Origin of the sequence: Enterobacter sp. 04-C-12-SI-ECC (assembly GCF_047530715.1) — a bacterium.
Taxonomy (GTDB): domain Bacteria; phylum Pseudomonadota; class Gammaproteobacteria; order Enterobacterales; family Enterobacteriaceae; genus Enterobacter; species Enterobacter bugandensis.
In genome coordinates this window covers 156,616-170,207 of the sequence record NZ_JBLKDI010000007.1, presented here as the reverse complement: position 1 = coordinate 170,207, position 13,592 = coordinate 156,616, and the positions used below count along the sequence as shown (strand labels likewise).

The window sequence follows — 13,592 nt, the reverse complement described above, 5'->3', positions numbered from 1 at the left end:
CGGCTGTGGAGAAAGCTCCGACAGCATCCTGCGCTTTAAACATTACTTCAGATCGGCCTGCACCTGATGAATCGGCTTCGCCCACGGGTTTTTCGCCTGAACGTCTGCTGGCAGTGTCGCCACGGCGCGCTTCGCTTCATCTTTGGAAGCATACACACCGCTCACCAGCACGTACCACGGCTGTCCGTTACGGGTTGTCTGATAAACCACGTAGTTTTTCAGATTCGATTTCTTCGCCCAGCCGTTGAGGTTGTCATAGTTAGACGAACTGCTCAACTGCAGCGTGTAGTTGCTGGACGGTGCAGATTTCAGCGAACCGACGTTGCCAGCTGTTTTACCTGCTGCAGCACTGGAAGCCGTCGCCGTCGCGGCAGGCGCAGCGGTGGCAGCAGGTGCCGTTGTGGTTGCCGTTGCTTTCGGCGCAGTCTGCGTGACTGACGCTTTGGCCGGCTCGCTCACGGCAGCCGTTTCAGTGCGTTTCGGCTGTGCCGGTGCGGCTTTCACTTCAGGCGCTTTTACCACGGCCTGAGGCTTGGTTTCACGCTTCGGCTCAATGACCGCCTGCTTACGTTCAGGACGCGTCGCAGTTTGCGTCTGGCGCGGTTTAGTTTCCGTTGCTGCCGTCTGCGGCTGCGCGGTAGCACCGTGGATCGGCGCGACGGTTGCAGGTTCAGTTGGCAGCGTAGAGTTAACCACAACGTTATCAACCTGCTGCTGGTTTTGCGGCTGCATCAGCGCATTGTTCAGGTCTCCCTGAACTTCAACACGCTGCTGGCCTTCGGGCGTGACAGGTGCCTGGCCCTGAGCAGGCGTTGATGAAACGGGCGGCAGAGAAACATCCTGCGGCGTCGTTGTGTTGCTGGCAGTCTGCTCAGCGGAAGTGGTGCCCGGCGCTGGCTGTGCACCATTCGCCTGATCCGTCGCATCATTACCGGAGAGGTTGATGCTCTTCTCTGCGGAGGCGGTTTGATCGGTTGAGTTGGTGGACGGTGCTTTCAGCGCGGAGCCAATGCCAACAATCAGCAGCACAAGCACCAGAACGCCAAGTCCCATCATGATGTACTGACGGGAGGCCGGTTTCTGCGCAGCGGCTTTTTTACGTTTACGCGGGCGACGCTCTACAGGCTGTTCGTCCATTGAATCTTCTTCGGACTCATAATCCTCTTCTTCTCGCTCATCACGCGCGTTGCGGCTGCGCGAAGGGCGACGATCGTCTGCATCCAGATCAACATCGTCAAAGTTGATCTGCGGCTCGTTATCACGTTCTGAAGATTGACGAGAACGACCAGTACGACGATCGCTGGGATCGGGTTTCAGCTCGTCTTCTGGTTTGAATTCATCCATTTAACACCCCACTCAAAGGCTTATGCCTACGTCTTTGCATTTCGCCTGAAGCTAAACGACCACCGATAACAGTGGCCTGACCTTTCTAGTTGTTACGCCAGCTGGCAATCAGCAATGGCGCCAAGAACGACATCGTGCGACACTCCGCCGCGCACTTCACTCTTCCCTATTGCAAGCGGGAGTACAAGACGCATCTCACCTGCCAATACTTTTTTATCGCGCATCATGTGGGGTAAATACGCCTGCGCCGACATCTCCTGCGGCCCGGTTACCGGCAAACCTGCACGTTCAAGTAGCGCAATGATACGTGCCGTCTCTTCCGATTTAAACTGCCCAAGACGTTCAGAGGTGCGGGCTGCCATGACCATGCCAGCCGCGACGGCTTCACCGTGCAGCCAGTTGCCGTAACCCATTTCAGCTTCAATGGCGTGGCCAAACGTATGCCCAAGATTCAGTAAAGCACGTAAGCCGGTTTCACGCTCGTCTGCCGCGACAACTTCTGCTTTCAGCTCACAACAACGACGAATGCAGTATGCCAGTTTCGCCTCATCCAGGCGCAGCAGCGCATCCATATTCTCTTCAAGCCAGTTAAAGAACTCGCCATCCAGAATAATGCCGTATTTGATCACTTCAGCCAGGCCAGAGGCCAGCTCGCGTTTCGGCAGGGTTTTCAGGCAGTCGAGATCCACCACCACCGACGCAGGCTGGTAGAACGCGCCAATCATGTTTTTGCCGAGGGGATGGTTGACTGCCGTTTTGCCACCGACAGAGGAGTCGACCTGAGACAGCAACGTGGTAGGGATTTGAATAAACCGAACGCCACGCTGATAGCTTGCGGCCGCAAAGCCGGTCAGATCGCCCACAACACCGCCGCCCAGGGCAAGCAGTGTTGTATCGCGACCGTGCGGTTTTTGCAGCAATGCGGTAAAGACGGTATCGAGTACCGTCAGGCTTTTATACTGCTCGCCATCGGGCAGAATCACATTGTCGACTTTTACGCCTGCCTGCTCAAGCAGGTGGCGCACGCGGTCGAGATAAAGCGGAGCCAGCGTCTCATTGGTGACCAGCATCGCCTGATCACCCGCTTTTAGTGGTAAAAAGGAAGCTGGGTCGTTAAACAAACCAGCCGCGATGGTGATAGGGTAACTACGTTCCCCGAGAGTAACTGTAATCCTCTCCATGACGCGACATCCACCTTTAATGCTTTTACCCGCAGGCGAGTGTATATAAAGCCAGAATCAGTTGCTTTCCAGCATATGAATAATCTGGTTTGCAACCACTTTAGCGCTCTGATCGTCAGTACGAATGGTCACATCGGCAATCTCTTCATACAGGGGATTGCGTTCGTCGGCCAACGCTTCCAGAACTTCGCGTGGTGGCGTTTCAACCTGCAGCAGCGGGCGCTTTTTATCGCGCTGCGTACGTGCCAGCTGTTTCTCAATGGTCGTCTCAAGATAGACCACTACGCCACGGGCGGAGAGACGGTTGCGGGTTTCGCGAGATTTCACAGAGCCGCCGCCTGTTGCCAGTACGATGCCCTGTTTTTCCGTGAGTTCGTTGATCACTTTTTCTTCTCGGTCACGGAAACCTTCTTCGCCTTCTACATCGAAAACCCAGCCCACATCAGCTCCGGTTCGTTTCTCAATCTCTTGATCAGAATCGTAAAATTCCATATTGAGTTGTTGAGCTAACTGACGCCCAATAGTGCTTTTGCCGGCACCCATAGGCCCAACCAGAAAGATATTGCGTTTCTCTGCCATTTTATCGGTACTACTAAGACTATTCGTTAATGGTAATCCCCGCTTCGCAGACACCCGGCGTAGCAGGACATGAACTGAAACCTCATATGCAATAGAGCGAGAGTCAGACTAAAAATTATCTCAATACTCCGGCTTGTTTGGCAACTGATTAAATCACCGCGCCGGACGCATAAGGTAATAAGACGTAAGTCCAACTCAAATCGGTACTCCTTGTATGCTAATTCATGCCCCACGTCAAACATCTGCAACAAACTGAATGCAAAATCATTGCGGGGGATCGTTACCCGTTAGTGAATACCGACCAGACGTGGCGTAATAAACACCACTAACTCACGCCGCTCATTATCTTTTCCATCATGGCGAAAAAGCTGTCCCAGCCAGGGGATGCTCCCAAGCCCGGGCACGCTGTCACTGCCGGTTTTGTTCTTTTGCGAGAAAATTCCCCCCAGCGCCAGCGTTTCTCCACTTTTTACCTCCACCTGGGTTTCTATCTCCTGCTTATCGATGGCAAGCGTTTCGCCATCGGCCTGCTGCAGCACCTGTCCCGGCATGTTTTCACTGATGTGTAGTTTCAGGCGCACGCGCCCACCGGGCAATACTACCGGCGTGACCTCCATTCCTAGTACCGCCTCTTTGAACTCCACCGAGGTCGCCCCGCTTTCACCGCTTGAAACCTGATACGGGATCTCACTCCCCTGCTTAATGCTGGCCGGTTGCATGTGCGAGGCCAGCAGCCGCGGGCTGGCAATGATATCGACCTGCTGTTTTTGCTCCAGCGCAGAGAGCTCCAGATCCAGCAGCCTGCCGTTAATCCGCCCGATGTTAAACCCCGCATGCGTGGTAGCACTGGCCACGGAAAGATCGCTGCCAAGCGTCGTGAGCTGTCCAACCTTGCCCGCCTCAGTGGCCTCGGCAAGATTCCACTTCACCCCCAACTCCCGCAGGCTTTTTTCATTAATGGTGACAATGTGCGCCGCCAGTTCGACCTGCTCGACGGGAATATCCATCTGAGCCGCCCACTGCTGCAGCGCCTCCAGTACCACCTGGTTATCCCTGATGAGTAGACGGTTGGTGCGTTTGTCGACAGATAAACTCCCCTTTGGGCTCAGGAGCTTTTCAGCCGCTTTTTGCAGTTCTCCGGCATCCGCATAAGAAAATGGGATGCTGTGCGAGACCAGCGGAGCATCAAGCTGTCGACGCGCTCGCTCCTGCTCTAAACGTTCCCGCTGTTCACGCTGCCAGGCCGCGGTATGGACATAATAAATACCGCCCTCCTCTCGTAAAACGAGTCCGGCGCTGGTGACTACCGTCTGTAACGCCTGCCGCCAGGGAACGCGCGTCAGGTTAAGCGAGAGCGTGCCGCCGACATCCGGCGATACCACCAGATTACGGTTCTCCTGCGCAACCAGCGCCTGTAGCACCTGAACCACCGGCACGTCATCCACCACCAGCGTGACCGGCTTTGGCGCGACTGCCCACAGCGGGCGGCTGAACGCCAGCAGCAACAGCACTATCCTTAACTTCATTTTTATCCTTTCCTTCTCGTTGCCACGCCCATTCTTCGGGATCGCATGTGTCACCCACATCAACAACCAGTTCCGTTTCATTGATGGCCGTTATCCGCCAGCCCGCCGGGAAACGATCGTGCTCTTTCAGACGATGCCAGCGCCGTTGCCCATCCAGCAAAATACCAACGCGCTGCTGCCCTCCCACCATTCCGCGGTAGTGCCACTGTGCCAGTTCGGCTGTGGCGCAGGGGTCGTCCGGCGGGCGAAACGGATCGCGCATGCCGGTCAACAGCAGCGCCGAGCAAACCAGCAGGTATCTCGCGCTATTTCGCATGTTCCAGCTCCAGCCTCAGGCGTAACGCCGTACTTTGTGGCGCAAGCGTGAAAGCAGCGACCCGCACATCCCGCTGCGCCAGCCGGGAAAAAAGAGGCGGGATCGCCTGCCACTCCGCCTCCAGCGCCAGTTCACCGCCGTTTTTCAACGGCTTCCAGTGAAGAAGCCTTGTGCCCTCTCCCTGAAAATCGAGCGGTGAAAAGGGCTTTATCTCCAGTGCCGTCCGGGTTTGCGGGCTAAACGGCACCTGACTGGCGGTGGGCCACAGCGACGCGTTAGTCCTCGCCGCCTGGCTCAACTGCTGCCGCTGATCCGCACACTGCCTCTCTGCTGGCCGGAGCAATACACCCCATGCAGTCAGGCCCATCAGGAGAATACCCAGCCCCCCACAGACCAGCCGACACCAGGGACGACTTTCACACCAGCGTTCTAGCAAGGTCTCCACGCATTACCCCTCGCTTTTCAGGTGCAAAGTGAACATCCAGCGCCCCTGGCTATCCTGCCGGAGTTCCCCCTCAGAACCGGGCGTAAAGCCGTCTATGTGCTCCAGCCCATTACGCAAGGCAGAAAGCGCCTGCAGGGTAGTGGCATATCCGATCAACATCAGAGCAGGAGGCTGATAACGCAGCTCTGTCAGCCATACCTGCGCAGGCATGGACTCAGAAAGTGACTCCAGCACCCGTTGCCATGCGCGGCGCGGCGGCGTGCCCGCAGGGTTCTGCACCTCTGCGGTGGGTCGCTGGCGAGACAAAAGACCACGCTGCACGGACTGCGTACCTGCCAGTTGAGCCTGCAGCGCGCGCAGCGTTACCAGATGATTCATCCTTATGCTAAAAACGGCCATCAGCATGAGCAGCAGTGCGCCGACAAATACGCCGCCCCAGAAACGCAGGCATCGCGCGCGCCGCTGCTGACGCCAGGGCAGGAAGTTGGTCACGTTCATTCAGGCACCTCGCTCATGGCCAGCGCCAGCGCGACGGTATAGTCAGCCCCGCATTCGGGAAGAGGCGCATGCCAGCGCTGCAGCGTTTCCCATGGGGACCGTTCGGCATCAAAGAACGCGATGTCATTCTGGTTGAGGGCCAGCAGCGCCGCCAGCTCAGTGACGTTTTCTGCTTCAGTGGTATAACGACGCCCCCACTTATGGCGCATAGCCCACAGCCAGTGATGCGCATCCCGCCAGGCGACGCACTGCGTCGGCGCTAACGCAGGCAGCAGGTTCGTCAGCGCGCTGGCATCCGGGGTGATGGTCGCCAGCCGCAAACGTAGCGTTTTCGCCAGGTCAAGAAGCGTTTCAACCTCTTTGTTTTGTGCGGCAGTCACGTGAAACGTATTGCTGAACGTGTCCTGGGTGTAGTCGAAACAGAGGGACTCTGTCGACATCTCCAGTTCGCGCGAAAGCGCCGCCCCCATCCACGAGAGCTGCTCGCTGTCGCGCAATGCAAGAGCCGGTCGGGGCAACGTTTTTTGCAGAGTCCGTGCAGCAGGAAAGGAGAGAAATATCCGGTGGTAGTGCGGGAGCGCTTTTCGCCAGTCGCGTAAGGCATCGGCCAGCGCTTCTGGCTGACAAATTTTGCCGTCACGAATGATGCCTTCGGCCAGAGAAATGGCCCACCAGCGGCGTAAGCACCAGCCGCCTCTCTCCCGGACCAGTGCCGTAATCAGGACCTTATCCTGTTGAATATGAACGCCCGTTTGCCATGTTTTGAAAGCCATGCTTCACGATCTCCTTATCGCCCGTCGCCTTGACGGCTATATCAATGAATCAGGCTTGCCTTTATACTACCGCGCGATTGTTTAGAAACTGCCCAAGTGAAACCAAATGGGAAATCTCCGGTGAAGTTCGTAAAGTATTTATTCATCCTTGCAGTCTGTTGCATTCTGCTGGGAGCAGGCTCGATTTACGGTTTGTACAAATATATTGAGCCACAGCTACCTGATGTCGCCACGCTCCGCGATGTGCGTCTCCAGATCCCAATGCAGGTCTATAGCGCCGATGGCGAGCTGATGGCGCAGTATGGCGAGAAGCGTCGTATCCCGCTGACCTTAAACCAAATTCCCCCCGTGATGGTGAAAGCTTTTATCGCCACGGAGGACAGCCGTTTCTACGAGCACCACGGTGTCGATCCGGTCGGGATTTTCCGTGCTGCAAGCATTGCGTTGTTCTCCGGTCACGCCTCCCAGGGGGCGAGCACCATTACGCAACAGCTGGCGCGTAACTTCTTCCTCAGCCCTGAAAAGACGCTGACGCGTAAGATCAAAGAGGTGTTCCTGGCGATCCGTATTGAGCAACTGCTGAACAAGGACGAGATCCTTGAGCTGTACCTCAATAAAATCTATCTGGGCTACCGTGCCTATGGCGTGGGGGCAGCCGCGCAGGTGTACTTCGGTAAGCCTGTTGAACAGCTCACCCTAAGCGAAATGGCAACCATTGCCGGTCTGCCAAAAGCGCCGTCCACGTTTAACCCGCTTTACTCGCTCGATCGCGCTACCTCACGTCGTAATGTCGTCCTGTCACGTATGCTGAGCGAAGGCTATATCAGCCAGAGCGAGTACGACCAGGCGCGTAACGACGTCATTGACGCCAATTATCACGCCCCTGAGATCGCCTTCTCTGCCCCTTATTTGACCGAAATGGTGCGCCAGGAGATGGTGAGTCGTTATGGCGACAAGGCCTATGAAGATGGCTATCGCGTGTACACCACCGTTACCCGTAAAGTGCAGCAGGCGGCTCAGGACGCGGTGCGCAATAACGTGATGGATTACGATATGCGTCACGGCTATCGCGGACCGTCGAACGTGCTCTGGAAAGTGGGCGGAAGCGCATGGGACAGCAAAAAAATCACCAGCACGCTGAAAGCGCTCCCAACCTATGGTCCGCTCCTTCCAGCCGTAGTGACGCAGGCCGATCCTCAGGAAGCCGTTGCGACGCTGGCGGACGGCACGTCCGTCTCCCTGCGCATGGACGGTATTCGCTGGGCGCGTCCATACCGTTCGGACACCCTGCAGGGGCCAACGCCGCGCAAGGTGACCGACGTGGTACAGGCCGGGCAGCAGATTTGGGTGCGCAAGTCAGGCGATGCCTGGTGGCTGGCGCAGGTACCGGATGTGAACTCGGCTCTGGTCTCCATCAACCCACAGAACGGGGCGGTAATGGCGCTGGTCGGCGGGTTCGATTTCAATCAGAGCAAATTTAACCGCGCCACCCAGGCGCTGCGTCAGGTGGGTTCCAACATCAAGCCGTTCCTCTACACGGCTGCGATGGATAAGGGACTGACCCTTGCCAGCATCCTTAACGACGTGCCGATCTCCCGCTGGGATGCCGGTGCCGGTTCCGACTGGCAGCCGAAGAACTCTCCTGCGGAGTATGCCGGTCCTATTCGTCTTCGCCAGGGTCTGGGGCAGTCGAAAAACGTGGTGATGGTGCGTGCCATGCGCGCGATGGGCGTCGACTATGCGGCAGAGTACCTGCAGCGCTTCGGCTTCCCGGCGCAGAACATCGTTCGCACCGAGTCGCTGGCGCTGGGCTCAGCCTCCTTTACGCCGCTTCAGGTCGCCCGCGGATACTCGGTGATGGCCAACGGCGGCTTCCTGGTTGACCCGTACTTCATCAGCAAAATCGAGAACGACCAGGGCGGCGTGCTGTTTGAAGCAAAGCCGAAAATTGCCTGCCCTGAATGTGATATTCCGGTCATTTACGGCAATACGCCGAAATCCGAGGTGCTCGAAAATAAGGACATGGAAGACCCTGCCGTTTCTCAGGAGCAGCCAAATATCGTCTTGCCGCAGCCGCAGCTGGAGCAGGCTAACCAGTCGCTGGTGGCGCAAATCGGCGCGCAGGAGTACGCACCGCACGTGATCAACACGCCGCTGGCGTTCCTGATCAAGAGCGCGCTGAACACCAACATCTTCGGTGAACCCGGCTGGCAGGGTACCGGCTGGCGAGCAGGGCGCGATCTGCAGCGCCATGATATCGGCGGTAAAACCGGGACAACTAACAGCTCGAAGGATGCGTGGTTCTCCGGCTATGGGCCGGGCGTGGTGACGTCAGTCTGGATCGGTTTCGACGATCATCGCCGTGATTTAGGCCGTACCACGGCATCCGGCGCGATTAAAGATCAGATTTCCGGCTACGAAGGCGGTGCCAAAAGCGCGCAGCCGGCCTGGGATGCCTACATGAAATCCGTTCTTGAAGGCGTGCCGGAGCAGCCGCTGACGCCGCCACCGGGCGTGGTGACGGTCAATATTGACCGCAGCACCGGCCAGCTCGCTAACGGCGGTAATAGCCGTGCCGAGTATTTCATCGAAGGTACGCAGCCAACCACACAGGCGGTGCATGAGGTGGGTACAGAGATAATTGATAACGGCGAGACGCACGAGCTGTTTTAAGCATAAAAATGCCCGGTAAAAACCGGGCAAAGAATTGCAGGCCGGGTAAGGCGAAGCCGCCACCCGGCTTTTTTATGGCCTACAGCCGCCCTTGCCCCTTCAGCCACTCGCGAACCAGGAATAGCGCGCTCACGTTGCGAGCCTCGTTAAAGTCAGGGTCTTCAAGCAGATCCATCAGATGCGCCAGCGGCCAGCGAACCTGCGGCAGCGGCTCTGGCTCATCTCCCTCCAGCGATTCAGGATAGAGATCTTCAGCCACCACAATGTTCATTTTGCTGGAAAAATAGGACGGCGCCATGCTCAGCTTTTTCAGGAACGACAGTTCGTTCGCGCCAAAACCCACCTCTTCTTTCAGCTCGCGGTTTGCTGCTTCAAAGACCGTTTCACCCGGATCGATGAGCCCTTTCGAGAACCCAAGCTCGTAAGATTCCGTCCCCACGGCGTATTCGCGGATCAAAATCAGATGATCGTCGACGATAGGGACAATCATCACCGCTTCGCGCGAAGAGGGGCGCATACGCTCATAAACACGACGCACACCGTTGCTGAACTCCAGATCCACACTCTCGACGTTAAACAGGCGCGATTTGGCGACAGTTTCAACGTGCAGAATGGTGGGTTTTTGTAGTGGTTTGCTCATCTTGATGGGGTCTTAGCAGTGTGAACTGGCGTTATTGTGCGATATGCCGCACGGTTTCGGCAATGTCAATTGTTCTTTATTTACATTTATGCAACGCAGCAGGGATCAATCCTCAATTCAAAACAAATGTCAAGAGGTTGAAATGTTTCCAGGAATTTGCTGATATCGCGCCATGACAGGCTTTGCTATCATCACCGGTCACTGGGATGCGCTTTAGAATGCTCAAGTTCGACTCCATACTTGCCGATAGCCAGCCACAGACTCTCATTCAATGTAAAGGTGCTACTGACTACACCTGTAAGATAAGTAAGATGGGGAAAGCATGAGCACCATTTTGATTGTTCTCGCTGCTATGCTGGTCAGCGCATTGATTGCAGGGTGGCTGTACAGGCGACGCATACAGCGCCGTTACCGGCTGCCCTTTTTAAATGCCTTCGCGGGTGCGACAACGCGTAAACTCACGCAAGACGAGCGCGATGCAGTTGAAAACTATCTCGAAACGCTGAACCGTTCTCAGTTAACGCCTGGGCCGACGGGAGCCACGACTGCACCTGTCGCGCTTAAGCTTAACGCGCAAAGTGACACCGTGCTCTGCGTGACGCGCTCCATCACGCGCTACGGCATTACGACTGACGACCCCAACAAGTGGCGCTACTACCTGGATTCGGTTGAGGTGCATCTTCCTCCGTCCTGGGAGCAGTACATTAACGACGAAAACAGCGTTGAGCTGATTCACACCGATTCGCTGCCGCTGGTAATCTCGCTCAACGGCCATACCCTGAATGACTATCTTCACGAAGCCCCGCGCTTTGCGCTGGAACGCGCGAGTTCAACGCAGGCCTCTATTCGTGGTGAAGAGACCGAGCAGATTGAACTGCTGAATATTCGTCAGGAGACGCATGAAGAGTACGCCCTGAGCCGTCCGGACGGTATTCGTGAAGCCATCCTGATCGTTGCCGCTTTCCTGCTCTTTTTTGTCTGCCTGCTGACGCCGGACGTCTTTGTCCCATGGCTGGCGGGTGGCGCGGTGTTGCTTCTTGCGGCCGGGCTGTGGGGGCTCTTTGCCCCGCCGGCCAAAACCTCGCTGCGGGAGATCCACTGCCTGCGCGGCACGCCAAAGCGCTGGGGCCTGTTCGGTGAGAACGATCAGGAGCATCTCAACAATATCTCACTCGGGATTATTGACCTGATCTACCCGCGCCACTGGCAACCGTGGATTGCGCAGGATTTAGGGCAGAAAACCGATATTGATATCTATCTTGACCGCCACGTTGTGCGACAGGGGCGCTTCTTATCCCTGCATGATGAAGTAAAAAATTTCCCGCTTCAGCACTGGCTCCGCAGCACGGTCATCGCCGCCGGCGCCGGGCTGGTGTTTATCATGCTGCTGCTTTTCGTGCCGCTGGATATGCCCATCAAATTTACCCTGTCGTGGATCAAAGGCGCGCAGACCATCGAGGCGACCAGCGTCAACCAGCTCGATGAAGCGGGTGTACGGGTGGGCGATACGCTGCGCCTGAAAGGCACCGGAATGTGTAATATCCATACTCCGGGGGCGTGGAACACGCGCCAGAATTCACCGTTCACGCCGTTCGACTGTTCGCAAATTATCTGGAACGACGCCCCGCCGCTGCCGCTACCAGAATCCGAAGTGGTGAATAAAGCCACGGCGCTGACCCAGACGGTCAACCGCCAGCTGCACCCGAAACCGGACGATGATTCACGCGTCAGCCCCGCGCTGCGTTCCGCCATTCAGAAATCAGGCATGATTCTGCTGGATGATTTTGGCGACATTGTCCTGAAAACCCAGGACTTGTGCTCATCGCAGGATGAGTGCATACGCCTCAAGAACGCGCTGGTTAACCTCGGGAACAGTAAAGACTGGGACTCGCTGGTGAAACGCGCCGAGGCGGGACGACTGGATGGCGTCAACGTGCTGCTGCGTCCGGTCAGCGCGGAATCGCTTGATAACCTGGTCGCCACCTCGACATCGCCGTTTATGATGCGCGAAACCACCCGGGCGGCTCAGGCGCTCAACAGTCCGGCACCAGGCGGCTTTGTGATTGCCAGCGATGAAGGCAGCGACCTGGTCGATCAGCCTTACCCGCAGGTAGCGCTTTATGACTACCCGGCCCAGGAGCAGTGGAGCCAGTTCCAGCGTCTGGCGCAGATGCTGATGCAAACGCCGTTCAGTGCCGAAGGGATTGTCACAAGCATCTACACCGACGCCAACGGCACGCGCCATATCGGCCTGCACCGGATGCCGGACAGCGCAGGATTGTGGCGTTACATTGGCACCTCTCTGCTGATGATCGCCATGCTGATCGCCATTTTCTGGAACGGTTTTATGGCCCTGCGCCGCTACCAGCGCTCCCGCACGCGTCTGGCTGAGATCCAACAATATTATGAGAATTGCCTCAATCCTAAGCTGATCCCCTCCTCTGAGAGCGTGATCTGATAACGTCGTTGCGCGACAAGATGTGCTACCCTGTCGCGCACGTTTCTTCTGGCTGGAGTTCCCCCCTATGCATCTTGATATCGACTGGCAGCAGGTCGACACCGTTCTGCTGGATATGGACGGCACGTTGCTCGATCTCGCCTTTGATAACTATTTCTGGCAAAAGCTGGTGCCGGAAACCTATGGTGAGCAGCAGGGTATCTCCCCGGCAGAAGCGCAGGCGTTCATTCGTTCGCAATATAGCGCGGTGCAACATACGCTAAACTGGTACTGTCTGGACTACTGGAGCGAGCGCCTCGGTTTGGATATTTGTGCCATGACCACTACCCAGGGACCACGCGCCGTGCTGCGCGAAGATACGGTTCCGTTCCTGGACGCGCTGAAAGCAAGCGGCAAGCGCCGTATTTTGCTGACTAACGCGCATCCACATAACCTGGCCGTGAAGCTGGAGCATACGGGACTGGCGTCGCACCTTGATTTATTACTTTCCACCCACACATTTGGTTATCCGAAAGAGGATCAGCGGTTGTGGCATGCGGTGAAGGAAGAGACCGGCCTGCAGCCGGAGCGCACGCTGTTCATTGACGACAGCGAGCCTATTCTGGATTCTGCGGCAACGTTTGGCATTCGCTACTGTCTGGGCGTCACTAATCCTGACTCTGGCCTGGCTGAAAAAAGCTATCTGCGCCATCCGGGACTGAACGACTACCGCCAGATGATCCCCTCACTGACCGTGAAGGAGACGCCATGAAAGAAAAGCCCTCAGATGGGGTAAGACTGGATAAATGGCTGTGGGCAGCCCGTTTTTATAAAACGCGCGCCCTTGCCCGTGAAATGGTTGACGGCGGTAAAGTGCATTACAACGGCCAGCGCAGCAAGCCGAGCAAGCTGGTTGAGCTGAACGCCACCTTAACGCTGCGCCAGGGCAACGACGAACGTACGGTAGTGATTAAAGCCATTACCGAACAGCGGCGGCCCGCATCGGAAGCCGTACTGCTTTACGAAGAGACGGCTGAAAGCGTTGAAAAGCGCGAGAAGACCGCGCTGGCGCGCAAAATGAATGCGCTGACCATGCCCCACCCGGACCGGCGACCGGATAAAAAAGAGCGCCGCGATCTGATGAAATTTAAACACGGTGAGAGCGAGTAACCCTCACCCG

Annotated in this window: 13 protein-coding genes; 4 read left to right on the top strand and 9 right to left on the bottom strand. The window is 56.8% G+C overall.

The features are described 5' to 3' along the window. Positions 1–42 precede the first annotated feature (42 nt). The 8 genes from damX to ACMWL8_RS12385 all read right to left on the bottom strand — a co-directional run bounded on the left by damX (position 43) and on the right by ACMWL8_RS12385 (position 6,662). Positions 43–1,344: a cell division protein DamX gene (gene damX, locus ACMWL8_RS12420; RefSeq protein ID WP_045259349.1), complete on the bottom strand. Its 1,302-nt coding sequence runs from the start codon at positions 1,342–1,344 to the stop codon at positions 43–45. 92 nt (positions 1,345–1,436) lie between these two features. After that, on the bottom strand, positions 1,437–2,525 hold the full coding sequence (gene aroB / locus ACMWL8_RS12415) for a 3-dehydroquinate synthase (protein WP_045259350.1): 1,089 nt from the start codon (positions 2,523–2,525) through the stop codon (positions 1,437–1,439). A 57-nt stretch (positions 2,526–2,582) separates the two neighbouring features. Further along, positions 2,583–3,104, bottom strand: coding sequence for a shikimate kinase AroK (aroK, locus tag ACMWL8_RS12410; protein ID WP_003861630.1), 522 nt, complete (start codon positions 3,102–3,104; stop codon positions 2,583–2,585). Positions 3,105–3,391: 287 nt separating this feature from the next. After that, the gene (gene hofQ, locus ACMWL8_RS12405) at positions 3,392–4,630 is read right to left on the bottom strand and encodes a DNA uptake porin HofQ (protein ID WP_045259351.1); all 1,239 of its coding nucleotides are present in this window, start codon (positions 4,628–4,630) and stop codon (positions 3,392–3,394) included. Next, the gene (locus tag ACMWL8_RS12400; RefSeq protein WP_045259352.1) at positions 4,542–4,946 is read right to left on the bottom strand and encodes a HofP DNA utilization family protein; all 405 of its coding nucleotides are present in this window, start codon (positions 4,944–4,946) and stop codon (positions 4,542–4,544) included. Before ACMWL8_RS12400 ends, hofQ begins: the two co-directional genes overlap by 89 nt. Beyond that, complete coding sequence (locus ACMWL8_RS12395) at positions 4,936–5,391, bottom strand: hypothetical protein (protein WP_045259353.1); 456 nt, start codon at positions 5,389–5,391, stop codon at positions 4,936–4,938. The genes ACMWL8_RS12400 and ACMWL8_RS12395 overlap by 11 nt, the downstream gene beginning before the upstream one ends. A gap of 3 nt (positions 5,392–5,394) precedes the next feature. Then, entirely contained in the window at positions 5,395–5,889 is a 495-nt protein-coding gene (locus ACMWL8_RS12390; protein WP_045259354.1) for a PilN domain-containing protein, read from the bottom strand. After that, positions 5,886–6,662 carry a hypothetical protein gene (locus ACMWL8_RS12385; RefSeq protein WP_045259355.1) on the bottom strand — a complete coding sequence of 259 codons (777 nt, stop codon included), beginning with the start codon at positions 6,660–6,662 and terminating at the stop codon, positions 5,886–5,888. Before ACMWL8_RS12385 ends, ACMWL8_RS12390 begins: the two co-directional genes overlap by 4 nt. 120 nt (positions 6,663–6,782) lie before the next feature. On the opposite strand from ACMWL8_RS12385, the gene mrcA reads away from it, so the two are divergent. After that, entirely contained in the window at positions 6,783–9,335 is a 2,553-nt protein-coding gene (gene mrcA / locus ACMWL8_RS12380; protein ID WP_045259356.1) for a peptidoglycan glycosyltransferase/peptidoglycan DD-transpeptidase MrcA, read from the top strand. A gap of 79 nt (positions 9,336–9,414) precedes the next feature. Here the strand turns inward: mrcA and nudE are convergent, their stop codons facing one another. Further along, positions 9,415–9,975 carry an ADP compounds hydrolase NudE gene (gene nudE, locus ACMWL8_RS12375; RefSeq protein WP_028014666.1) on the bottom strand — a complete coding sequence of 187 codons (561 nt, stop codon included), beginning with the start codon at positions 9,973–9,975 and terminating at the stop codon, positions 9,415–9,417. Between the two features lie 322 nt (positions 9,976–10,297). On the opposite strand from nudE, the gene ACMWL8_RS12370 reads away from it, so the two are divergent. The 3 genes from ACMWL8_RS12370 (at position 10,298) to hslR (ending at position 13,582) form a co-directional block, all read left to right on the top strand. Further along, positions 10,298–12,433: an intracellular growth attenuator family protein gene (locus ACMWL8_RS12370; RefSeq protein WP_045259357.1), complete on the top strand. Its 2,136-nt coding sequence runs from the start codon at positions 10,298–10,300 to the stop codon at positions 12,431–12,433. Between the two features lie 67 nt (positions 12,434–12,500). After that, a complete protein-coding gene (yrfG, locus tag ACMWL8_RS12365) occupies positions 12,501–13,184 on the top strand; it encodes a GMP/IMP nucleotidase (protein WP_045259358.1) in 684 nt (227 codons plus the stop codon). Next, entirely contained in the window at positions 13,181–13,582 is a 402-nt protein-coding gene (gene hslR, locus ACMWL8_RS12360) for a ribosome-associated heat shock protein Hsp15 (protein ID WP_028014669.1), read from the top strand. Before yrfG ends, hslR begins: the two co-directional genes overlap by 4 nt. Positions 13,583–13,592 lie beyond the last annotated feature (10 nt).

Excerpts from the sequence above, each read along its gene's own strand:
- damX (WP_045259349.1), bottom strand. The coding sequence starts at position 1,344 with ATGGATGAATTCAAACCAGAAGACGAGCTGAAACCCGATCCCAGCGAT.
- aroB (WP_045259350.1), bottom strand. The coding sequence starts at position 2,525 with ATGGAGAGGATTACAGTTACTCTCGGGGAACGTAGTTACCCTATCACC.
- aroK (WP_003861630.1), bottom strand. The coding sequence starts at position 3,104 with ATGGCAGAGAAACGCAATATCTTTCTGGTTGGGCCTATGGGTGCCGGC.
- hofQ (WP_045259351.1), bottom strand. The coding sequence starts at position 4,630 with ATGAAGTTAAGGATAGTGCTGTTGCTGCTGGCGTTCAGCCGCCCGCTG.
- ACMWL8_RS12400 (WP_045259352.1), bottom strand. The coding sequence starts at position 4,946 with ATGCGAAATAGCGCGAGATACCTGCTGGTTTGCTCGGCGCTGCTGTTG.
- ACMWL8_RS12390 (WP_045259354.1), bottom strand. The coding sequence starts at position 5,889 with ATGAACGTGACCAACTTCCTGCCCTGGCGTCAGCAGCGGCGCGCGCGA.
- ACMWL8_RS12385 (WP_045259355.1), bottom strand. The coding sequence starts at position 6,662 with ATGGCTTTCAAAACATGGCAAACGGGCGTTCATATTCAACAGGATAAG.
- nudE (WP_028014666.1), bottom strand. The coding sequence starts at position 9,975 with ATGAGCAAACCACTACAAAAACCCACCATTCTGCACGTTGAAACTGTC.
- ACMWL8_RS12370 (WP_045259357.1), top strand. The coding sequence starts at position 10,298 with ATGAGCACCATTTTGATTGTTCTCGCTGCTATGCTGGTCAGCGCATTG.
- yrfG (WP_045259358.1), top strand. The coding sequence starts at position 12,501 with ATGCATCTTGATATCGACTGGCAGCAGGTCGACACCGTTCTGCTGGAT.
- hslR (WP_028014669.1), top strand. The coding sequence starts at position 13,181 with ATGAAAGAAAAGCCCTCAGATGGGGTAAGACTGGATAAATGGCTGTGG.